General features: G+C 60.9%; 20 protein-coding genes. 15 read left to right on the forward strand and 5 right to left on the reverse strand.

Going from position 1 to position 20578, the window contains the following annotated elements:
* The first annotated feature begins 1 nt into the window (after nt 1).
* The 4 genes from IP76_RS16650 to IP76_RS16665 all read left to right on the forward strand — a co-directional run bounded on the left by IP76_RS16650 (nt 2) and on the right by IP76_RS16665 (nt 1867).
* Nucleotides 2-775 carry an N-acetyltransferase gene (locus IP76_RS16650; protein ID WP_245281485.1) on the forward strand — a complete coding sequence of 258 codons (774 nt, stop codon included), beginning with the start codon at nt 2-4 and terminating at the stop codon, nt 773-775.
* Nucleotides 772-1200: an 8-oxo-dGTP diphosphatase MutT gene (gene mutT, locus IP76_RS16655; RefSeq protein WP_156318616.1), complete on the forward strand. Its 429-nt coding sequence runs from the start codon at nt 772-774 to the stop codon at nt 1198-1200. The genes IP76_RS16650 and mutT overlap by 4 nt, the downstream gene beginning before the upstream one ends.
* A 97-nt stretch (nt 1201-1297) precedes the next feature.
* Nucleotides 1298-1618 carry a hypothetical protein gene (locus IP76_RS16660; protein ID WP_054159362.1) on the forward strand — a complete coding sequence of 107 codons (321 nt, stop codon included), beginning with the start codon at nt 1298-1300 and terminating at the stop codon, nt 1616-1618.
* 63 nt (nt 1619-1681) lie between these two features.
* Nucleotides 1682-1867 carry a Flp family type IVb pilin gene (locus IP76_RS16665; protein WP_054159363.1) on the forward strand — a complete coding sequence of 62 codons (186 nt, stop codon included), beginning with the start codon at nt 1682-1684 and terminating at the stop codon, nt 1865-1867.
* Between the two features lie 11 nt (nt 1868-1878).
* Here IP76_RS16665 and IP76_RS16670 read toward each other — a convergent pair whose 3' ends face one another.
* Nucleotides 1879-2760 (reverse strand): methyltransferase domain-containing protein, encoded by an 882-nt coding sequence (locus tag IP76_RS16670; protein ID WP_054159364.1) that lies wholly within the window; start codon nt 2758-2760, stop codon nt 1879-1881.
* Between the two features lie 119 nt (nt 2761-2879).
* Between IP76_RS16670 and IP76_RS16675 the strand changes: the two genes are divergently transcribed.
* From IP76_RS16675 to IP76_RS16690, 4 genes are read left to right on the forward strand one after another with little or no spacing between them, the layout of a single operon-like run.
* Nucleotides 2880-3596 carry a ComF family protein gene (locus IP76_RS16675; protein ID WP_245281487.1) on the forward strand — a complete coding sequence of 239 codons (717 nt, stop codon included), beginning with the start codon at nt 2880-2882 and terminating at the stop codon, nt 3594-3596.
* A 49-nt stretch (nt 3597-3645) separates the two neighbouring features.
* Nucleotides 3646-3903, forward strand: a complete 258-nt coding sequence (grxC, locus tag IP76_RS16680) for a glutaredoxin 3 (protein ID WP_054159366.1) — start codon at nt 3646-3648, stop codon at nt 3901-3903.
* A gap of 13 nt (nt 3904-3916) precedes the next feature.
* Nucleotides 3917-4774: a carbon-nitrogen hydrolase family protein gene (locus IP76_RS16685; RefSeq protein WP_054159367.1), complete on the forward strand. Its 858-nt coding sequence runs from the start codon at nt 3917-3919 to the stop codon at nt 4772-4774.
* Nucleotides 4771-5199 (forward strand): DUF1178 family protein, encoded by a 429-nt coding sequence (locus IP76_RS16690; protein WP_054159368.1) that lies wholly within the window; start codon nt 4771-4773, stop codon nt 5197-5199. Before IP76_RS16685 ends, IP76_RS16690 begins: the two co-directional genes overlap by 4 nt.
* Nucleotides 5200-5217: 18 nt before the next feature.
* On the opposite strand, the gene IP76_RS16695 is transcribed toward IP76_RS16690, so the two are convergent.
* Nucleotides 5218-5769, reverse strand: a complete 552-nt coding sequence (locus IP76_RS16695; RefSeq protein ID WP_054159369.1) for a DUF924 family protein — start codon at nt 5767-5769, stop codon at nt 5218-5220.
* Nucleotides 5766-6521, reverse strand: coding sequence for a bifunctional 2-polyprenyl-6-hydroxyphenol methylase/3-demethylubiquinol 3-O-methyltransferase UbiG (ubiG, locus tag IP76_RS16700; RefSeq protein ID WP_054159370.1), 756 nt, complete (start codon nt 6519-6521; stop codon nt 5766-5768). Before ubiG ends, IP76_RS16695 begins: the two co-directional genes overlap by 4 nt.
* Before the next feature lie 171 nt (nt 6522-6692).
* Between ubiG and IP76_RS16705 the strand changes: the two genes are divergently transcribed.
* The 7 genes from IP76_RS16705 to clpB all read left to right on the forward strand — a co-directional run bounded on the left by IP76_RS16705 (nt 6693) and on the right by clpB (nt 17149).
* On the forward strand, nt 6693-7403 hold the full coding sequence (locus tag IP76_RS16705; protein WP_054159371.1) for an SH3 domain-containing protein: 711 nt from the start codon (nt 6693-6695) through the stop codon (nt 7401-7403).
* A 263-nt stretch (nt 7404-7666) separates the two neighbouring features.
* Nucleotides 7667-8941: an aspartate kinase gene (locus IP76_RS16710; protein WP_054159372.1), complete on the forward strand. Its 1275-nt coding sequence runs from the start codon at nt 7667-7669 to the stop codon at nt 8939-8941.
* Between the two features lie 87 nt (nt 8942-9028).
* Complete coding sequence (gene ptsP, locus IP76_RS16715; RefSeq protein WP_054159373.1) at nt 9029-11296, forward strand: phosphoenolpyruvate--protein phosphotransferase; 2268 nt, start codon at nt 9029-9031, stop codon at nt 11294-11296.
* Between the two features lie 26 nt (nt 11297-11322).
* Complete coding sequence (gene prfA, locus IP76_RS16720; RefSeq protein WP_054159374.1) at nt 11323-12405, forward strand: peptide chain release factor 1; 1083 nt, start codon at nt 11323-11325, stop codon at nt 12403-12405.
* Entirely contained in the window at nt 12402-13274 is an 873-nt protein-coding gene (gene prmC / locus IP76_RS16725; RefSeq protein WP_054159375.1) for a peptide chain release factor N(5)-glutamine methyltransferase, read from the forward strand. The genes prfA and prmC overlap by 4 nt, the downstream gene beginning before the upstream one ends.
* 330 nt (nt 13275-13604) lie before the next feature.
* Nucleotides 13605-14345 (forward strand): DUF4167 domain-containing protein, encoded by a 741-nt coding sequence (locus tag IP76_RS16730; RefSeq protein WP_054159376.1) that lies wholly within the window; start codon nt 13605-13607, stop codon nt 14343-14345.
* Between the two features lie 203 nt (nt 14346-14548).
* The gene (gene clpB / locus IP76_RS16735; protein WP_054159377.1) at nt 14549-17149 is read left to right on the forward strand and encodes an ATP-dependent chaperone ClpB; all 2601 of its coding nucleotides are present in this window, start codon (nt 14549-14551) and stop codon (nt 17147-17149) included.
* A 66-nt stretch (nt 17150-17215) separates the two neighbouring features.
* On the opposite strand, the gene IP76_RS16740 is transcribed toward clpB, so the two are convergent.
* Both IP76_RS16740 and IP76_RS16745 read right to left on the reverse strand, forming a co-directional pair.
* Nucleotides 17216-17800: a DUF805 domain-containing protein gene (locus IP76_RS16740; protein ID WP_054159378.1), complete on the reverse strand. Its 585-nt coding sequence runs from the start codon at nt 17798-17800 to the stop codon at nt 17216-17218.
* A 387-nt stretch (nt 17801-18187) separates the two neighbouring features.
* On the reverse strand, nt 18188-20131 hold the full coding sequence (locus IP76_RS16745) for a M23 family metallopeptidase (RefSeq protein ID WP_054159379.1): 1944 nt from the start codon (nt 20129-20131) through the stop codon (nt 18188-18190).
* Nucleotides 20132-20578 lie beyond the last annotated feature (447 nt).

Here is a 20578-nt window from a genome sequence, read left to right on the forward strand (position 1 = left end):
CATGCATGCAATAAGCGATCCCAATCTGCCGCTGGTGCGGCGCCTGGAAGCCGTGGGTTTCCGCGCCTGGCCGGCCAGCAGCGTGGTTTATGATGGTAGCTGGCAGATCCGTTTGACCGGAAGCCATGCGTCGAAGCGGATCAACTGTGTTGTCGCACTCGACCCGTCCGACAGCCGCGATATCGCCCTTCGCATCGAGAAGGCGGGGCGGCGCTTTGCCTCGCATGGACGTCCGCTTCTGGTCCGGGAAACGCCGCTGACGCCCAAGCCGCTGATCGACTTCATGATTGCGGATGGCTGGGAGCGTTTCGAGGAGGTGGTCACGATGACCGTTGACCTCACACACCTCGATCTGCCCGATACCCTCGACCATTTGCCCACCCAGGACGTCGGGCGTTATGTCGATGCGGACATTGCGGTCCATGCAGGCGATGCGGCGGGAAAGCCGGCATTGGCCGAGATCATCACGAGCATCCAGCCGCCGACGGGGCTCTTTGTCATCGAGGATGCCGAGGACGGCGCGCAGGCCGTGGCGCTCTGTGTGCAGGACAATGATCTGGCGGGCATCATGTCGCTCGCGGTGCGCGCCGATCGTCGTCGCCGGGGGCTCGGAATCGAAGTGCTGACCTCTGCACTCAGATGGGCCCGGATGCGCGGCGCGCGGAGCGCCTGGCTGCAGGTGGTGTCGGACAATCGCGAGGCGCTTGCCCTTTACGCCAGGATGGGCTTCACCGAGGCCTATCGCTATGCCTATTGGCGGAAGGTGGGCGCATGAACGAGACTGAAATCCGCGACCAGAAGAAGCCCATCTTGCTGGTCGCAGCCTGTGCCCTGGTCGATGCCGACAACCGTATCCTTCTTGCCCAGCGGCCGCCGGGCAAGTCGCTTGCCGGCCTCTGGGAGTTTCCCGGCGGCAAGGTGGAGCCTGGCGAGACGCCGGAGGAGACGCTGGTCCGGGAGCTCGAAGAAGAGATCGGCATCAAGACCAAGGTCGCCTGCCTCGCGCCGCTGACCTTTGCCAGCCATACCTACGAGACTTTCCACCTGTTGATGCCGCTTTACATTTGCCGCCGGTACGAAGGCATCGCACAGGGGCTCGAAGGGCAGGCTTTGAAGTGGGTGAGCGCTAAAGCGCTACGCGATTATCCGATGCCGCCGGCCGACGAGCCGTTGATCCCTTTCTTGCAGGATCTTCTTTAAGGAAGCTTGCATTTAACGGCGCTCATTAATCAAACGTTTATACCCCTCGGGCCAGAATGAGCCTGTTCATGCGTGTTGAACGTGTGCGGGGTATATTATGGTAAACGAGGAATTTCAGAAGGCTGCACAGCCACGGGAACGGTCTCTTCCGAGAGTCGGCCGTGTCGGCGTGCTGAACATCGCCCTGCTGTTTGCAACAGCGGCGATCGCCTTTTCGCTCGTTCTCACCCCCATGCTTTCCGAACGGATCGACCGCAAGACGCTCGCCTTTCAACCTGAAGACATCGACATGATCTCGACGGGCTCCATTCCGAAGGACGACAACGGCAAACGCTATACCGTGCGCCGCAGCGTTCTTCAGGAAACCCCCGGGTCTGTCTGCATCGTCAATGGCTATGGATCCGGCCAGTCCTGCTAGACCCAAACCCTCCACCTGGAGTTGGCTAGCCACGCTCCGCCCCGATCCTGATCAGGAGTTATAATGCGCCTCTTCCACGAGTTGATAGCTGACCTCAAAGGCGCGACTGCCGTCGAATACGGCTTGATTGCCGCGATCATGAGCGTTGCATTGATCAGCGGCTATGGTGCATTCACGAATTCTCTCACCGGCACACTCAAAGCCGTTGAGACACAGATCACGGATGCCAACGCGAAGATGGCCGACTAATAGCTTTCAAGTCAGAGATCACGGGTTCGGCTCGGATCCAGTGCGTCGGCAAGGCGCATCTTGGCTGATCCCGGCTTGAGTGGTTTCTGCTGGCTTTCGTGCGGTGCCCAGCCCGAGACGAAGATGATCGAGAAGGTGGCCCGGATGCGGCCATCCGGATCGGCGTAGCGTTCGGCGTAGAGTTCAGCGGCACGCAGAAAGAAGCTGAGTGATACAGGCCGCCTGCTGCGGCCGATCAGCGGATTTGCCATGCCCATGGCCTTCAAATCCCGCATCAACGCAAAGATATGATCGTAGCGGACGGTGTAGCTCTCCTCGTCGATGACGGGCAGGGCAAAGCCCGCGCGCTGCAGCAGGGATCCAACATCTCGGATATCGGGGAAGGGGATCACGCGGGGGCTGGCGCCACCATAGAGTTCCGTTTCTGCGGCCAGCAGCACATCACGTAATTCCGCCAGGGTGCCGGCACCCGGGATGGCTGCCAAAAGCAGGCCATCCGGTTTCAAGGCACGACGCATGCGGATCAGCATGCCCGGCGTGTCGTTGGTGAGATGCAGCGACAGTGGCGACAGGATGAGGTTGGTGCTTTCCGGCTCAAGCGGCACCGTTTCGAAACCGCTCGTCTGAACAGGCGTACCGGCCACCGCGAAAGCCTCGTCGGTTTCCACGCGCCGCATCCGATCGATCTTGCCCGTTTCGAGGGCGGCGCCGGCTGCGAGCCCGGTTGCGCCAAAGAGTTCCACTCCATCCTCGAAGCGGCGTTCGACCAGCGCCAGACGTTCTCCAAGCTCGCGTGCCGCCACGCCAAGCAGGAAATCGCTGCCCTGCACAAAGCGGGTGATCGCCCGGTGACGGTTGTGGGCAATGAGGGTTTCGTCGAAGATTTCGTTCATGATTGGCCTTCCGGAAACAGGCATTGGCAAAGGCGCGGGGCTGCGCTTAAAGTCAAGGCATGCTCGGTCAGATAGTGCAGAAATCGGCTTCCGTCAGCAGGGTCCGCGCCGCGACACTGATGCGCGGGCTGTTTTCCTTCATTCATCCGCCGACCTGCGCCGGATGTCAGGTCCTGACGTTACGCCATCATGCTCTTTGCCCGGACTGCTGGAGTGGCTTTCGCCAGATCGAACGACCCTATTGCGAGATCCTCGGTTCACCCTTTGCCTATGATGAGGGGGAGGGGGCAGTGTCACCGGAGGCAATCGCCGATCCGCCTGTTTTTGATAGGCTCCGATCCGTCGCACTCTATGAAGGGATGGCCCGACAGCTGGTGCACGACCTCAAGTATCGCGACCGTGTAGATCTCGCCCCGATGATGGCTTCCTGGATGTTGCGAGCGGCGGCCCCGGAAGTGGCCGGTGCAGACGGCGTGGTCGCGGTGCCCTTGCACCGCATGCGGATGTTTCGGCGGATGTTCAACCAGTCGGCCGAGCTGGCAAGGCATCTGGCTCGACAGTCGGGCAAGCCTTTTCTTGCGGAGGTATTGGTGCGCCGCAGGCGGACGGAGCAACAGGTGGGGCTGACGGCGAAGCAGCGCGCGCTCAACGTTCGCGGTGCATTCGAGGTGCCGAAGGCGCATGCCGATCTCGTCTTCGGACGGCGTCTCGTGCTGATTGATGACGTCTATACGACGGGGGCAACCGTCAGCGCTGCGACTTCTGTGCTGAAGCGGGCAGGTGCCGCAGAGGTCACTGTTTTGACCTTTGCAAGGGCTCTTTCCGGTCCTATATGATTGAATTGAAACAACACAAGTGTCCTGCCGATGAGCAGTGGAGTTCCTGATGGCGCAAGTGACGATCTATACCCGACAAGGCTGTGGCTATTGTGCCCGTGCCAAGTCGCTTCTGCAGGAAAAAGGCGTTTCCTATACCGAGCATGACGCGACCGGAAATGCAGCGCTGCGTGAAGAGATGATCGAAAAGGCGCATGGCGGATCGACCTTTCCCCAGATCTTCATCGACGGCATCCATGTGGGCGGCTGTGACGACCTTCATGCCCTCGACCGCGCCGGTAAACTCGACCCCATGCTCGCACGATAAGGAATTCGGACCGATGACATTCAAGGCTGCTGCCGTTCAGATGTGTTCCGGCGTCGATCCTCAGCGAAATGCCGAGAGCATGGCGCGTCTTGTGAAGGATGCAGCCGCGCGCGGCGCGATCTATGTGCAGACTCCGGAGATGACCGGGGCCGTGCAGAAGGATCGCCCGGGCCTCATGGGGGTCTTGCGCGACGAGGAAAACGACCTGATCGTCAAAGCGGCTTCGGATCTGGCGCGCGAACTCGCCATTCACCTGCATGTTGGGTCTACCGCGATCAAGCTCCCCGACGGCAAAATCGCCAACCGCGCTTTCCTGTTCGGACCTGATGGCGCTAAAATCGCCTCCTATGACAAGATCCACATGTTCGATGTCGATCTCGACAATGGCGAGAGCTGGCGGGAAAGCTCTGTGTATCGTCCAGGCGAGCGGGCCCTGGTCGCTGATCTGCCGTTTGCCAAGATCGGTTTCGGCGTCTGTTACGACGTGCGGTTCCCGCACCTGTTTCGGGCAGAAGCCATGGCCGGTGCCGAGATCCTGACGACGCCTGCCGCCTTCACCAAGCAGACCGGCGAGGCGCATTGGGAAATCCTGCTTCGCGCCCGCGCGATCGAAAACGGGGCATTCGTGATTTCTGCTGCCCAGGCCGGTTTGCATGAAGATGGCCGCGAGACCTTTGGTCATTCGATGATCGTCGGACCCTGGGGCAAGATTCTTGCTGCGGCCGGCGGCACGGGCGAGGCTGTGGTGATGGCCGAGATCGACACCGAAGCGGTGAAGGCCTGCCGCGCCAAGATCCCGAACCTGAAGAATGGACGTGATTTCCAGCTCGATATCGCGCCTGTTCTGGCGAAGGGAGGCGTCACGGTTTGATCCGTTACAGCCTGTGCTGCGATAAGGCCCATGAATTTGATGGCTGGTTCTCGGAAAGTGCGGAGTTCGATCGGCAGAAGGCCTCAGGCTTTCTGACCTGCCCGATCTGCGGTTCCGAAGATGTGTCGAAGGTGCTGATGGCGCCTTCGGTCTCGACAGCGCGTGCCCGGGAAGCGACCCAAGCGCTTGCCGTGTCTGCCGTCCAGAAGCAGGCCATGATCAAGTTGAAGGAGGCGATCCGGGAGATTCGCGCAAGCAGCGAGGATGTCGGCACCCGTTTCCCGGAAGAAGCCCGCAAGATCCATTATGGCGAGGCCGAGGCGCGTGGCATCATCGGCGAAGCATCCGCCGTTGAGGTCAAGTCCCTGATCGACGAAGGCATCGAGATTGCGCCCATTCCGGTCTTGCCGGATGACGTGAATTGACGGCTGTGCCTGTCGACTTCAGCCCTTGAAGCCGCCTTCATCGAGAAAAGCCTGCTCGTCAGCCGTCGTTTCCCGCCCGAGGGCTGCGTTGCGGTGGGGGAAGCGCCCGAAGCGGGCGATGATGTCGCGGTGGACGATCGCATAGTCGAGATAGTCCTGATCGCCAGCCCGTTCATGCAGGGCTTTGAAGAGTTCGACGCTGCGCTCCTGGTTTGCCAGATCCTCGGAGTGTTCAAAGGGCAGGTAGAAAAAGGCTGCAAGTTCGGGCTCGACGGCGCGGTCGTGGCCGCGTGCGATGGCCTCCCTTGCCAAAGAGAGCGCCAGCGGATCGGTTGCGAAGGCATGGCCGGAGCCGCGGAAGAGATTGCGCGGAAACTGGTCGAGCAGGATCATCAGGGCGAGCGCGCCTTCCGGTGTCTCGATCCAGTCCGGGAATTCGTTGCGGGCTGCGCGGAAATGAAGGTCGCGGAAGTGATCGTGGATCGCCTGATCGAAGGCGTCGTCCTTGGTGAACCACTTCTGTCGTCCGGCTTCACGCCAGAAGGTGACGACGGCTTCCGCACCCGTCATGACGAGACAGCCGGGCGACTGGCCAGCGCCATGTAGTTGACCTCGATGTCGCTCGACAGGTTCCACTGGTTTTGCAGCGGATTGAAGAAAACGCCTTTCAGCTCGTTGACCTGCATGCCGTTCTTGGCAAGCGGTCCCTCGATCTCTTCCGGACGGACGAGCTTCTCATACTGGTGGGTGCCGCGCGGCAGCCAGCGCAGGACGTATTCCGCACCGAAGATCGCCAGTGCCGCCGCCTTCATCGTGCGATTGATCGTCGAGACCAGCATCAGGCCACCGGGGCGCACCATGGAGGCGCAGGTCGACAGGAAGAAGTCTACGTCGGCAACATGCTCGACCACTTCCATATTGAGGATCACGTCGAAGGTTTCGCCGGCTTCGGCGAGCGCCTCTGCCGTAACCGCCCTGTAGTCGACCTCGACGCCGCTCTGGGCCGAATGGGTCATGGCGATCTTGATGTTCTTTTCCGAGGCGTCTGCGCCGAGCACGTTTGCACCCATGCGGGCGACAGGCTCGGAGAGGAGGCCGCCGCCGCATCCGATGTCGAGAATGCGCAGCCCTTCGAGCGGGCGATGGCTCAAGGGATCGCGGCCGAAATGTGCCGAAACCTTGTCGCGAATATAAGCCAAGCGGACCGGATTGATCTTGTGCAGCGGCTTGAACTTGCCGGTCGGGTCCCACCATTCCGCCGCCATGGCCGAGAAACGGTCGACTTCTGCCTGATCAATGGTGGTGCGTGCCTCTGCGCTCATGCTTTTCACTCCTGCACTGCCTTGGCCTTCAAGTCGTCTCAATGGGCTGCGAAGTCAAGGGTATGGGAGGTCGCAGTGCGCCTTTCGCCGGTCAACGGAACCTGAGATCGATGCTTGACGTTTAGAGCGCGACATCACGGCTTACCGTCGTCCACTATCAGGAGACAGAGAATGCATAAATTCTGGTTCATGGCCGCGGCTGCGGTATCGAGCGTCGCCCTGCCGGCGATCGCCGAGGCTGCACCGGCTTTTTCAACCGCCAATGTTAACATGCGGTCGGGCCCGAGCACCCGCTATCCGGCCGTTTTCGTCGTTCCAGCCGGCAGTCGCGTCGATATTCGCGGATGTCTGTCGAGTGCCAACTGGTGTGACGTGTCCGTAGCTGGTTATCGCGGCTGGATTTCCGGCTCTTATCTCCAGACGAGCTACTCACAACGCCGCGTCTATGTTGAGCCGGAATACTATCGCCCACTCGGCATCCCAACCGTGACGTTCAGTGTCGGACGTTATTGGGATGATCATTACCGCGGGCGGTCGTTCTACCGTGAGCGCGATCGCTGGAGCAATGGTCCGGACTGGCGCGACGATAACGATCGGCGCGATCGTGACCGTGACCGTGATCGCGACTGGCGCAGTGACAACGACCGCCGCGACCGTGATCGTGATCGGGACTGGCGCGGTGACAATGACCGACGCCAGCCGGACCGCGACTGGCGCGATGGTGACCGGCGGGACGAAGGCCGGCGCGATGACCGCCGGCGCGAGGAGGAGCGTCGCCCCCGGCCGGAGCGCGCGCAAAGCGGTAACGACCGCGACAATAGTCCGCTGCGTCGCATGATTGAACAAAAGCGCTGCAAGGAAGATCCGAACGCCTGCCGCTGAGCGACAGGGGAATGCTCGGGAAATGGAGAGGGGCGCATTTTTGCGCCCCTTTTTCACATCAGCGAGCCCGCGATCGTCTTGCGCAAAAGTCAGCAATTATTTGTCTGCGAAAAAGCGTTGCCTAGCGTACCGTTTGGGCATGATGTGGCCGTTGCGCAGAGGGAACATATGGACTAAAAGCCCCGCAACCTGTGGCTTTCAGCGCAGGCCGGTGTTTTCTCCGCCGGGGTCCGGCGTTTCTCAAGGCATACGGTTTAAAGTCTATGGCTCGCATCGTCATGAAGTTCGGCGGTACATCCGTCGCAAATCTCGAACGCATCCACAATGTCGCGCGCCACGTCAAACGTGAGGTCGATGCAGGCCACGAAGTGGCTGTTGTGGTGTCTGCCATGTCGGGCAAGACCAATGAGCTGGTAGACTGGGTTCAGAACATGCCCAAAGTTGCCGGTGCCGCATCGCCATTCTATGACGCCCGCGAATATGATGCCATTGTTGCATCCGGTGAGCAGGTGACCTCAGGACTGCTCGCCATCGCGCTGCAGTCGCTGGGCGTCAATGCCCGCTCCTGGCAGGGCTGGCAGATCCCGATCAAGACCGACAACGCCCATGGCGCGGCCCGTATCCAGGACATCGACGGCACCGAGATCATCCGCCGCATGGGCGAGGGCCAGGTGGCTGTCGTCGCCGGGTTCCAGGGTATCGGTCCTGACAACCGCATCGCGACGCTCGGTCGTGGTGGTTCGGATACCTCGGCCGTAGCGATTGCTGCCGGCGTGAAGGCGGACCGCTGCGATATCTATACCGATGTGGATGGCGTCTACACGACCGACCCGCGCATCGAGCCGAAGGCGCGTCGCCTGAAGAAGATTGCGTTTGAAGAAATGCTCGAAATGGCCTCGCTCGGCGCCAAGGTGCTGCAGGTGCGGTCGGTCGAGCTTGCCATGGTGCACAAGGTTCGCACCTTCGTGCGCTCCAGCTTTGAAGATCCCGATGCGCCGGGCATGGGCGATCTGATGAACCCGCCCGGCACGTTGATTTGCGATGAGGAAGAGATCGTGGAACAGGAAGTAGTCACCGGTATCGCCTATGCCAAGGATGAAGCGCAGATCTCGTTGCGTCGTCTGTCCGACCGTCCGGGTGTTTCGGCCGCCATCTTCGGGCCCCTGGCCGAAGCGCATATCAATGTCGACATGATCGTCCAGAACATCTCCGAGGACGGCTCGAAGACCGACATGACCTTCACCGTGCCTTCGGGCGACGTTGACAAGGCGCTTGCTGTTCTCAACGACAACAAGGACAAGATTGGCTTCGACGTTCTCCAGAGCGAAAAGGGTCTGGTCAAGGTTTCGGTCATCGGTATCGGCATGCGCAGCCATGCTGGCGTCGCTGCAACCGCCTTCCGGGCGCTGGCTGAAAAGGGCATCAACATCAAGGCGATCACCACCTCGGAGATCAAGATCTCCATCCTGATCGACGGTCCCTATGCTGAGCTTGCGGTTCGGACTTTGCATTCCTGCTACGGTCTGGATAAGAATTGATTCCTGAGAGCGGACACGCGTGACCGAACCCCTGAAAAGGTAAGGGTAACAAGCCGCTGACCAATGGGAAGTGGAGCAAAAAGCGCGATGAGAGACCTTTCTGCGGGTCCCCGCGTCCTCCTCAAGCGGCTGCGCGAACTGATGGCGGAGCCGCTCGAGCCGCAGGAGCGTCTAGACCGGATCGTTCGCCAGATCGCGAGCAACATGGTTGCCGAGGTGTGCTCGGTCTATGTGCTGCGCTCCGACAGCGTTCTCGAGCTCTATGCGACCGAGGGTCTGAACAAGGACTCGGTTCACCTGGCCCAGCTGAAAATGGGCCAGGGTCTGGTCGGCACGATCGCGGCCTCCGCGCAATCGCTCAATCTTTCGGATGCTCAGGCGCATCCAGCCTTCCGCTATCTGCCGGAGACCGGCGAAGAGATCTACCATTCCTTCCTCGGCGTGCCGATCCTGCGCGCCGGGCGAAGCCTTGGCGTTCTCGTCGTGCAGAACAAGGCCCAGCGCAACTACCGCGAGGACGAGCTGGAAGCGCTCGAAACCACGGCCATGGTGCTGGCCGAGATGATCGCGACGGGCGAACTGAAGAAGATCACCCGGCCGGGTCTTGAGCTTGACCTGACGCGCCCGGTGACCATCGACGGCGACAGCTATTCGGAAGGCATCGGCCTCGGCTATGTCGTGCTGCACGAGCCGCGCATCGTTGTCACCAATCTGCTCAACGAAGACAGCGAGACGGAAATCCGCCGGCTGGCCGATTCGCTGGGGTCGCTGCGCATCTCGATCGACGACATGCTGTCGCGGCGCGAGATCTCCATGGAAGGCGAGCACCGCGACGTGCTCGAGACCTACCGCATGTTCGCCCATGACCAGGGCTGGGTGCGGCGCATGGAGGAGGCAATCCACAACGGCCTGACGGCGGAAGCTGCGGTCGAGAAGGTGCAGAGCGACACCAAGGCGCGCATGATGCGCCTCACCGATCCCTATCTGCGCGAGCGGATGCATGATTTCGACGATCTGGCGAACCGCCTGCTGCGTCAGCTGACCGGATTTTCGCCGCGCAGTTCGGCGAACGGTTTTCCTAACGACGCCATCGTCTTTGCCCGCGCCATGGGGGCAGCGGAACTCCTCGACTATCCGCGTGCCAACCTGCGGGGCCTGGTGCTGGAAGAGGGCGCCGTTACCAGCCATGTGGTGATCGTGGCGCGCGCCATGGGCATTGCGGTCGTTGGACAGGCGGCGGGCGTGGTGGCGCTGGCGGAAAACGGCGATCCAGTGATCATCGACGGCGATGACGGCAAGGTGCATGTGCGCCCGGTCGCCGAGATGCAGAAGGCCTATGAAGAGAAGGTCAAGCTGCGGGCCAAACGGCAGGAACAGTTCCGGGCACTGCGCGATGTCGAGCCTTTGACCCGTGACGGGCACCGGATCAAGCTGCAGATGAATGCCGGCCTTCTGGTCGACCTGCCGCAGCTTGCCGATTCCGGTGCCGATGGCATTGGCCTTTTCCGGACCGAACTTCAGTTCATGATTTCCTCCACCATGCCGAAGGGCGAGGAGCAGGAGAGCTTTTACCGCAGCGTTCTGAAGCAGGCGGCCGGACGGCCGGTCACTTTCCGTACACTGGATATCGGCGGGGACAAGGTCGTGTCCTACTTCCGGTCTCAGGAAGAGGAAAACCCAGCACTCGGCTGGCGTGCCATCCGCCTTTCGCTCGATCGGCCCGGCCTGTTGCGCACCCAATTGCGGGCTCTGCTGAAGGCGGCTTCCGGGGCGGAGCTGAAGATGATGCTGCCCATGGTCACCGAGGTTTCGGAGATCCGGGCTGTGCGTGAACTGATGCAGAAGGAAGTGCAGCACCTGTCGAAGTTCGGCCATCAACTGCCAAAGAAGCTGCAGTTCGGGGCGATGCTCGAAGTGCCGGCGCTGCTGTGGCAGCTGGACGAGTTGATGAACGAGGTCGATTTCGTGTCAGTCGGCTCCAACGATCTCTTCCAGTTCTCGATGGCGGTGGATCGTGGCAATGCGCGGGTAGCGGATCGCTTTGATGTGCTCGGCCGTCCGTTCCTGCGGATCCTGCGCGATATCGTGCGCGCAGGCGACCGCAACAATACGCCGGTGACGCTCTGCGGTGAGATGGCGTCGAAGCCGCTTTCGGCCATGGCATTGCTCGGGATCGGTTTCCGGTCCATCTCTATGTCGCCGACGTCGATTGGCCCGGTGAAAGCAATGTTGCTTGGTCTCGATGTGGGCACCCTCGCAGCCGAGCTCGGAGCGGTGCTTGACGACGATGCACCGGGTGTGTCAGTCCGCGATTGGCTTATCCGCTTTGCGGGTGCCAACGACATTTCCGTCTGAACCTGACGAAGATCCTGGAGTAGTGGGTGGCGAAGCTTCCTGTCGAGAAAATGCGCGAACTCGAACGCCGGTTCGGCGAGATCGAGGCGCGGATGTCGGCGGGCCCGGCTGCGGACGTCTATGTGAAACTGGCGTCGGAATATTCTGAACTCGAGCCTGTGGTAAAACAGATCCGGGTTTATGAGGCAGCGACCGCTGAGGCTGCCGACCTGCGGGCCATGCTCTCCGACAAGACGACGGACCGCGAAATGCGCGATCTTGCGGAGATGGAGCTTCCGGAGGTCGATGCCCGCATCGAGGCGCTAGAAGGCGCCATCCAGATCCTGCTCCTGCCGAAGGATGCCGCCGACGAGAAGAGCGCGATTGTCGAAATCCGGGCCGGAACCGGCGGATCTGAGGCGGCCCTGTTCGCAGGCGACTTGTTTCGCATGTATGAGCGCTTTTCGTCGACCAAGGGCTGGAAGGTGGAAGTGCTCTCGGCCAGCGAAGGGGAAGCCGGCGGCTACAAGGAAATCATCGCGACGATCAGCGGCCGGGGCGTGTTTTCCAAGCTGAAGTTCGAAAGCGGTGTGCACCGCGTTCAGCGGGTTCCGGAAACGGAGGCTAGCGGCCGCATCCATACATCCGCCGCAACGGTCGCCGTTTTGCCGGAAGCCGAAGAGATCGATATCGAAATCCGGCCGGAAGATATTCGTGTCGACACGATGCGCGCATCCGGCGCGGGCGGACAGCATGTCAATACGACCGATTCCGCCGTTCGCATCACACACTTGCCGACGGGCCTGATCGTCACGTCGTCAGAGAAGTCGCAGCATCAGAACCGGGCAAAGGCGATGCAGGTGCTGCGCTCCAGGCTCTATGACATTGAACGCCAGAAGGCGGACAGCGAACGTTCAGCCAACCGCAAGAGCCAGGTTGGCTCCGGCGATCGCTCTGAACGTATCCGCACCTATAACTTCCCGCAGGGCCGCGTCACGGATCACCGCATCAACCTGACGCTCTACAAGCTTGACCGGATGATTGAAGGTGAAATCGACGAGATGGTCGATGCCCTGATCTCCGATTATCAGGCCGGCCAGTTGGCGCAACTGGGTGATGTGCAGCCATGACGGACACGGCGTCGGTGCGCGCTCTGATCCTTGACGCGCGGCGGCGCTTCGAGGCGGCGGGCCTTCCCGAGCCTGCTTCCGATGCGCGAATCCTGGTTGGCGGGATTGCCGGGCTCACATCGACGCAATTGCTTGTCGATGGTGATCGCGTGCTGGACACGACTATTGCTGCTTCCGTGGAGCAGGGGTTCCTGCGACGGTTGGCGCGCGAACCGATCCACCGCATTCTTGGGGCACGGGAGTTTTACGGGCTAGAGCTTGGCCTGTCTGCGGAGACGCTTGAGCCTCGCCCCGACACGGAAGTGCTTGTCGATGCGATGCTTCCCCACGTTGTACGCATCGCTGGCGAGAAGGGGCGTGCCTCCATCCTCGACCTGGGCACAGGAACGGGCGCCATCGCGCTGGCCCTCTTGCACGAATGCGGCCAGGCGCAGGCGGTTGGCGTCGACATCTCCGAGGATGCATTGTCGACGGCGGCGCGCAATGCCGAGCGGCTGGGATTGGCGTCCCGTTTCGAGACCCGTGCAGGCCCGTGGTTCGTTCGTGTGCCGGAGCGGTTCGACATCATCGTCTCGAACCCACCGTATATTCGCAGTGCGGTTATGGTCGATCTGGAGCCTGAGGTCCTGAAATACGATCCACATCGCGCACTTGATGGCGGGCCCGACGGGTTGGAGGCTTATCGCGCCATTGCGGACGAGGCGGCCTCCCATCTCCTGGAGCGTGGTCTTGTTGGTGTTGAAATCGGCTTTGACCAGCGAGACGAAGTCGTGCAAGTCTTTGGCGAAAAAGATTTTTTACTTCTCGAAGAGCGCAAGGATCTGGGCGGAAGAGATCGGGTATTGGTATTCACCCATAATCGTCGCTGACGGTTTTGTTGCGCTTGCTAAGGATATTTGGAGGATATCAAGAAAAACACTTGGTTTTGCGCGGGAAGCGGGATAGCTTGCGGGCACGCAACGGGTGGCGGAGAAAGAACGAAGATTCGTTCATGTCCCGACCGGCTTCGGAACTGGTTCGTTATCGAACTCCGCCAAGCTCGCAAGGCCGGTGCGTAACTCAGTAATCTCGACTTTCACCAGCGGTAAGCAAGGCGAGGGCGCGGTCTGCCAACGGCACGCTGGGACTTGGCCGGTTCAACCAGAGCCAATAGCGTTGCCCCTTCATCAGCACAACAAAGACATTCAGGTGAATTATCTATGAGGCCAGGACAGCAGAACAAGCGTGGTCGGGGGCGTAACAACAACAATAACAACAATGGCGGTGGTGGAGGCAACTTCAACCGCAAGGGCCAGAACCCGCTGACCCGGACCTATGATAGCTCGGGTCCGGATGTGAAGATTCGTGGTACGGCCCAGCACATTGCTGAAAAATACGGTGCGCTCGCACGCGATGCCCAGAGTTCTGGTGACCGCGTCATGGCCGAAAACTACCTGCAGCACGCCGAGCACTATAACCGCATCATCGCTGCTGCCCAGCAGCAGATGCAGGAACGCTTCCCGCGTGAAGACCGTGACGATCGCGACGACCGTCAGGACTACAACGAGCGGGACGGCGAGGACATGGACGGTTCGGACGATAACCACGGCCACAACGGTGACGGTGGGAATCAGCAGGCCGTGCAGTCCCAGCCGCAACCGCAGCAACAGGGCCGACCGCAGAGGCAGCATCGGCCCCAGCCTCAGGCCCAGCCGCAGCCGCAGGCACAGCCGGATATCGCAGGCTCAGGCCCGCAGCCGGTGATCGAAGATATGCCGGCGGAAGCCGTCGCTGCTGCTGCCGAAATCACGGCAGAAGCGGCAGGAGAACGCCAGCCGCGCCGTCGCAACGCCGGAAACCGTCCCCGCCGTCAGCCGCGCCGCAGCGCGGGTTCGGACGAGGGTGGTGAAGGCAATGACGAAGGTGAGGCTCCGGCGTTGGCGGACGTTGTCGCCGAATAATTTTCCTCTTCAGTTTGACGATTGCGAAACTCCGGGCATGTCCCGGAGTTTTTCGTTTCACGGCCTCTTTAAAGGGAAAATTCCCGCTCCCATATCTCGCTCAAGGGAGCGGCGAAGTCGCTTCGGGGCCTGCCACACGGGGGCCTGATCCAAACCATCCGCCTGTGCCGATTGCGGGCAGTGCGGGGAAACGGAGACTGACCATGAATATCGAGAAATATTCCGAACGCGTGCGCGGATTCTTGCAGTCGGCACAGACCAATGCCCTCTCCGAGGGGCATCAGCAGTTTCTGCCGGAACATGTGCTGAAGGTCTTGCTCGATGATGAGCAGGGCATGGCCTCCTCGCTGATCGAGCGTGCCGGTGGTGACGCGAAGGCCGTCCGGCTTGCCAATGATGCTGCCCTTTCCAAACTGCCCAAGGTGTCCGGTGGCAATGGACAGGTGTATCTGGCACAGCCGCTCGCCAAGGTGTTTTCGACGGCTGAAGAGGCCGCCAAAAAGGCCGGCGACAGTTTCGTCACCGTCGAGCGCCTGCTCTTGGCGCTCGCCATTGAAAGCTCGGCGTCGACATCTGCATCCCTGAAGAAGGGCGGCGTTACGGCCAATGGGCTGAACCAGGTGATCAACGAGGTCCGCAAGGGCCGGACAGCCGACAGCGCCAATGCCGAACAGGGTTTCGACGCCTTGAAGAAATATGCCCGTGACCTGACTGCCGAAGCGCGCGACGGCAAGCTCGACCCGGTCATCGGCCGGGATGACGAGATCCGCCGCACCATCCAGGTTCTCTCTCGCCGCACCAAGAACAATCCCGTCCTGATCGGTGAGCCCGGCGTCGGCAAGACGGCGATTGCCGAGGGGCTGGCGCTGCGTATCGTCAATGGCGACGTGCCGGAAAGCCTGAAGGAAAAGCGTTTGATGGCGCTCGACATGGGCTCCCTGATTGCCGGCGCCAAGTATCGCGGCGAGTTCGAAGAGCGCCTGAAGGCGGTTCTGAACGAAGTCCAGTCCGAAAACGGCGAGATCATCCTGTTCATCGACGAGATGCATACGCTGGTCGGTGCCGGCAAGGCGGATGGCGCGATGGACGCGTCCAACCTGTTGAAGCCAGCTTTGGCACGCGGCGAGTTGCACTGCGTGGGTGCGACGACGCTCGACGAATATCGCAAGCATGTCGAGAAGGATGCAGCCCTTGCCCGGCGCTTTCAGCCGGTCATGGTCGATGAGCCGACGGTCGAAGACACGATCTCGATCTTGCGCGGGCTGAAGGAGAAATATGAGCAGCACCACAAGGTCCGGATCTCGGACTCGGCCCTGGTTGCGGCTGCCACGCTCTCCAATCGCTACATCACAGACCGTTTTCTGCCCGACAAGGCGATCGACCTGATGGACGAAGCGGCATCGCGGCTGCGCATGCAGGTGGATTCCAAGCCCGAAGAGCTTGACGAACTCGACCGCCGGATCATGCAGCTGAAGATCGAGCGAGAAGCATTGAAGAAGGAAACCGACACGGCTTCCGTCGATCGGCTGAAGCGTCTTGAGACCGAACTGACCTCGATTGAAGAACAGGCGGATGCGCTGACCGCCCGCTGGCAGTCGGAAAAGCAGAAGCTCGGCCTTGCCGCAGATTTGAAGGGCAAGCTCGACGAGGCGCGCAACGAATTGGCCATTGCCCAGCGCAAGGGAGAGTTCCAGCGCGCTGGCGAACTGACCTATGGTGTTATCCCGGACCTTGAAAAGGCTCTGGCTGCCGCGGAAGCACAGGATGGTTCGAGCAATGCCATGGTGCAGGAGGTCGTGAACCCGGATGCGATTGCCCATGTGGTGTCGCGCTGGACCGGCATTCCCGTCGACAAGATGCTCGAAGGCGAACGCGACAAGCTGCTTCGGATGGAAGACGAGCTGGCGAAATCCGTCGTCGGCCAGGGCGATGCCGTACAAGCCGTGTCGCGGGCCGTTCGCCGGGCGCGTGCTGGCCTGCAGGATCCGAACCGGCCCATTGGCTCGTTCATCTTCCTCGGGCCGACCGGTGTCGGCAAGACGGAGCTGACCAAGTCGCTTGCCCGTTTCCTGTTCGATGACGAAAGCGCGATGGTGCGGCTCGACATGTCGGAATACATGGAGAAGCACTCGGTCTCACGGTTGATCGGGGCGCCTCCGGGCTATGTCGGGTATGATGAAGGTGGCGCGCTGACGGAGGCTGTCCGGCGCAAACCCTATCAGGTCGTCCTGTTCGACGAGATCGAAAAGGCGCATCCGGATGTGTTCAACGTGCTGCTGCAGGTGCTTGATGACGGGCGACTGACCGATGGCCAGGGCCGCACCGTCGACTTCAAGCACACGATCATCATCATGACCTCCAATCTCGGGGCAGACTATCTGACGGGTCTCGCCGAGGGTCAGGATACCGACATGGTGCGCGATCAGGTGATGGATGTGGTGAAGGCCTCGTTCCGGCCGGAATTCCTCAATCGCGTCGACGAGATCATCCTGTTCCACCGGCTGCAGCGCGGCGAAATGGGGGCGATCGTCGATATCCAGATGAAGCGTCTCGTGCAGCTTCTGGCCGAGCGCAAGATCGTGATCGATCTTGAAAGCGGCGCGCGCGATTGGCTTGCCGACAGGGGCTACGACCCGGTCTATGGAGCGCGGCCGTTGAAGCGGGTCATCCAGAAATATCTGCAGGACCCGCTCGCGGAGCAGATCCTGTCCGGTCAGGTGCTGGACGGCGCCCGCGTCAAGGTCGAAGCCGGCAGTGATCGGCTGCTGATCTCGCCCGAGAGGGATATCAGCCAGGCGGCCTGATCCGCCGGCACGCAAGCAACAAAGGGCGGCTCAATGGGCCGCCCTTTTTCAGTTTTCCCAGACGGTTCACATGCCCCGGCGGCCGAAGGCGGGCCGTGCCTGTGCCGCTTGAGATGCCGTTCCCGACGACCGCTGGCTGGTGGGATCCGATGACCGCGTCACGCCTGATCGCGTCGGTGTCGGGGACCCGTTCCGAGCCGCGACGGTCCGCCGGTCGAGAGACGGGTGGTCGGGTCTCGGAGCGTCAGGCGCCGTCCAGGAGAAGCTATCGCCCGGCATGAATAGTAGAAATAACCCGGAAACGAGCTGCAGTCCTATCGTGAGCGCTGAAAGCAGCGATCCGATCGGCGTACCGACCATCTGAGCTTCCGCACCATAGGCCACCACGAAGACCGCCGTGAAACCCAGCATCACAAGGAGAGGGCTCAGACCAATGTCACGAATTCTGGCCGCCTGGAGGCTGAGTGACATCCAGAGGCTGACGAGACCGAACAGGGCCAAGAGTAGGAGTATCTGAACTCCACTGCCTGACCGCATGGACATGATTCCGATGACTGCCACACCGCCGACCACCAGGTGAGCGACGAGACCAGTCAGAAAATATTGGAGTCTGTTGAGGCGACCGCGAAACATGAAAAGGACTTCGATCATAATCAATCCCTGCTAGAAATTGCAGGTCATGACATCATGCAACTCATTCTTTTTGATGAATCTGAAAGCTGGTATTTGAGAGAAAGGGCGGTTCCTTCTGGATAGTTTTAAGTGGCGTCCGACTTCGCCAGGTCCGCGCCCTCGTGCTCAAGCCAAACTTCAAGGGCAGGCTGACTTCTGTATCGACACGCAACAGCCCTATGTCGGGTAGCGCCTGCAAGGGATGGCGTTCGCAATCAGATCTTGACCGCTTGCGAGACAAAGCGGGCAGGGGCGGCCAAGGACACACCCGCCTTTCGGGCTAAACGGTATCGTGGAAGAGCTCGATCTCGTTCGCTTCGCGCCAGTCGGGAGGCGGAACGGCTCTGCAATTTAGCTGGAACCGATCTAGCGATTGGCAACCTGGGCAGGTCGGCCCGTCCCCTGAAGCAGCGTATCGATCCGCTGCCGCTCCGTCTGGAAATTCGCCAGGGCCGTGCCCTCCAGTGTCTTGCCGCCCGGAAGGCGAACCTTCATCGGATCGACCTTGGTTCCGTTGACGATCAGCTCGTAGTGCAAATGGGTGCCGGTCGAGGCTCCCGTGGAGCCGACATAACCGATGACCTGGCCCTGGGTCACCTTGGCACCCGGGACGACGCCCTTGGCGATGCCGCTTTGGTGATTATAGGAGGTGACGTAGCCATTGGCATGGCGGATCAGGGTCTGGTTGCCGTAACCTGATGCCCAACCGGCCTTTTCGACCACGCCATTACCTGCAGAAATGATGGGTGTTCCGCGCGGAGCGGCCCAGTCGACGCCTGTGTGCATTCGGGAATAGCCGAGAATGGGATGGCGCCGCATCCCGAAGGACGATGTGAAGCGGCCGCCGGGAAGCGGATTGCGCAGCAGGAACTGGCGGATCGACTTGCCGTTTTCATCGTAATAATCGACGGAATTGTCGTCCGGGTTCTGAAAGCGATAGAATTGGGTCAGATTGTCACCAAATCGCGCCCGAACATACAGCAATTCTGAATCAGCCGTAGCGCGGCCTTCCTCGTCGGAGACCGAGAAGAAGGCTTCCAACGTGTCCGAGGGCTTCAGCTGCGCCTGGAAATCGACATTGGCCGCGAGCAGACGAATGACAAGTGCGGTCAGGTCCGTGCTCATGCCATAGGAGAGTGCTGCCCGGTAGATGCCGTCATAGACCCGTGGCAAGTCCCGACCAGAGGCAATAGCCGGACGCGCGCCGTCAAAGGCGCCGGCGACCGCATCGAGCTGCGGGGGCTCGACACCACGGATCAGACGACCTCCATCCGTGACCGCCATTGTCGCGACGTGACGTCCCGCATGATAGAGAGTGAACCGGACGAGGCGCACTTCTTCGCCGCGCTGAATAAGCCCGATCCGCAGTACATCGCCTTCTTCGAGCCCGCTTTCCTTGACAAAAGGCGCGAGCGACTTCTCGACGCTGTCTGCGCGAGATTGTGGATAGCCGGATGCCATCATCAGGGCGGAAACAGTCTGGCGACGGCGGACCGGCAGAATGTCCTCCGCATATTCCGGTGTCTCGGGCGTGATGATCTCCGGTTCGGAGACGCTCATGTTTTCCTCGACGACGCGGGCACTCAGACCGACAGCGATACCGAGGTCGCTGTCATCCGCATCAAAACGGCGGGGATCGATGTAGTAGAGAGCTGCGACCTGTGTGTCGCCGGTGGTCAGAACCGAGCCGTTCGAACGGACATTCTCCTCAACTTCGTCAAAGGTCATGTCACCGGCCAGCGGTTTGTCCGGCGCGGTCGGGAAGGGCCTGGAGGTAAGGGTCACCTCGGATTCGACATCCGAGCCATAGAGTGTGCCCGTGCGCGGCGCGAGCTGGTGTTCCTGTTCGGGAACGGCAAAGATCGTCAACGGATCGAAGGCGGGATAGCGCTCCTGAACGGGATAGTCTGCAGCAAGTGTCATCTTCACATGGGCGAAGGGCAGTTTGCGGACCACTTCACGATCGCCGTCCCGAAAGACCGTGGGCACATCGAGAATGGCCTTGTCGACCGGTCGCGCTGCGATCTTGGGTGCGATCAAGCGATTGCCGCGGACGGCATCTTCTGTCTCTGCGGCTTCTTCATCGGGGGGGATGGCAGCATAGGCCTCTGCCGGGATGGCAAGCTGCTGGCGGCCATCAAGGGCCGCAAAGAGGGCGACGCCCATGAGAATGCAGGAGGTGATGCCGGTGAGAAACGTACCGGAGAGCCAGCGCAACGAGATCTCGCGGCGATCCGGTGCCCGAAAGCCATCTGCCAGGATCGGCGCATCGCTGCCCAGCGAGCGGATCATGTCACGGTCTGGCGTCATAGAGTGTTGTCCAACCCCTGCTTCAGGATGAGTAATCGGTACCTGTCATCGGCGAAGTGGCAATCATGTCTCATGTCAGATCGCATTCGTCAAATCCTGGCCGTCAGAGGCTTGGGTTGCGCCGGACTCATTGCCGAGCCGAAGATCCGAATTGATCATGGGATGCCCGATCGCTGTGATCCTTATAGACAGCATCGGAATAAGGAGATTACGCGGCAGGAGCGATCTTGTCCTATAAAGAGGGCAAAGACCGATCTCGCCGGACATGGCGGCTGATTGGCCTGGACGGGAAACGCTCGCAACTTTGGGCAAGAGCGGAAGCTTACATTAGGAATGCGCAAATTCTGTCATTATTTCAATCGGATGACACTTTTTTCGATTTTTTCCAATTTCCACTGTTGACGGTATAGGGCTCGAGCCGTATAAGCCGCTTCACCGAACGAGAGG

The sequence above is a fragment of the Rhizobium sp. AAP43 genome, assembly GCF_001296045.1.
In the GTDB taxonomy this organism is placed as follows: domain Bacteria; phylum Pseudomonadota; class Alphaproteobacteria; order Rhizobiales; family Rhizobiaceae; genus Allorhizobium.

Excerpts from the sequence above, each read along its gene's own strand:
- IP76_RS16650 (WP_245281485.1), top strand. The coding sequence starts at position 2 with ATGCATGCAATAAGCGATCCCAATCTGCCGCTGGTGCGGCGCCTGGAA.
- mutT (WP_156318616.1), top strand. The coding sequence starts at position 772 with ATGAACGAGACTGAAATCCGCGACCAGAAGAAGCCCATCTTGCTGGTC.
- IP76_RS16660 (WP_054159362.1), top strand. The coding sequence starts at position 1,298 with ATGGTAAACGAGGAATTTCAGAAGGCTGCACAGCCACGGGAACGGTCT.
- IP76_RS16665 (WP_054159363.1), top strand. The coding sequence starts at position 1,682 with ATGCGCCTCTTCCACGAGTTGATAGCTGACCTCAAAGGCGCGACTGCC.
- IP76_RS16670 (WP_054159364.1), bottom strand. The coding sequence starts at position 2,760 with ATGAACGAAATCTTCGACGAAACCCTCATTGCCCACAACCGTCACCGG.
- IP76_RS16675 (WP_245281487.1), top strand. The coding sequence starts at position 2,880 with ATGCGCGGGCTGTTTTCCTTCATTCATCCGCCGACCTGCGCCGGATGT.
- grxC (WP_054159366.1), top strand. The coding sequence starts at position 3,646 with ATGGCGCAAGTGACGATCTATACCCGACAAGGCTGTGGCTATTGTGCC.
- IP76_RS16685 (WP_054159367.1), top strand. The coding sequence starts at position 3,917 with ATGACATTCAAGGCTGCTGCCGTTCAGATGTGTTCCGGCGTCGATCCT.
- IP76_RS16695 (WP_054159369.1), bottom strand. The coding sequence starts at position 5,769 with ATGACGGGTGCGGAAGCCGTCGTCACCTTCTGGCGTGAAGCCGGACGA.
- ubiG (WP_054159370.1), bottom strand. The coding sequence starts at position 6,521 with ATGAGCGCAGAGGCACGCACCACCATTGATCAGGCAGAAGTCGACCGT.
- IP76_RS16705 (WP_054159371.1), top strand. The coding sequence starts at position 6,693 with ATGCATAAATTCTGGTTCATGGCCGCGGCTGCGGTATCGAGCGTCGCC.
- IP76_RS16710 (WP_054159372.1), top strand. The coding sequence starts at position 7,667 with ATGGCTCGCATCGTCATGAAGTTCGGCGGTACATCCGTCGCAAATCTC.
- ptsP (WP_054159373.1), top strand. The coding sequence starts at position 9,029 with ATGAGAGACCTTTCTGCGGGTCCCCGCGTCCTCCTCAAGCGGCTGCGC.
- prmC (WP_054159375.1), top strand. The coding sequence starts at position 12,402 with ATGACGGACACGGCGTCGGTGCGCGCTCTGATCCTTGACGCGCGGCGG.
- IP76_RS16730 (WP_054159376.1), top strand. The coding sequence starts at position 13,605 with ATGAGGCCAGGACAGCAGAACAAGCGTGGTCGGGGGCGTAACAACAAC.
- clpB (WP_054159377.1), top strand. The coding sequence starts at position 14,549 with ATGAATATCGAGAAATATTCCGAACGCGTGCGCGGATTCTTGCAGTCG.
- IP76_RS16740 (WP_054159378.1), bottom strand. The coding sequence starts at position 17,800 with ATGATCGAAGTCCTTTTCATGTTTCGCGGTCGCCTCAACAGACTCCAA.
- IP76_RS16745 (WP_054159379.1), bottom strand. The coding sequence starts at position 20,131 with ATGACGCCAGACCGTGACATGATCCGCTCGCTGGGCAGCGATGCGCCG.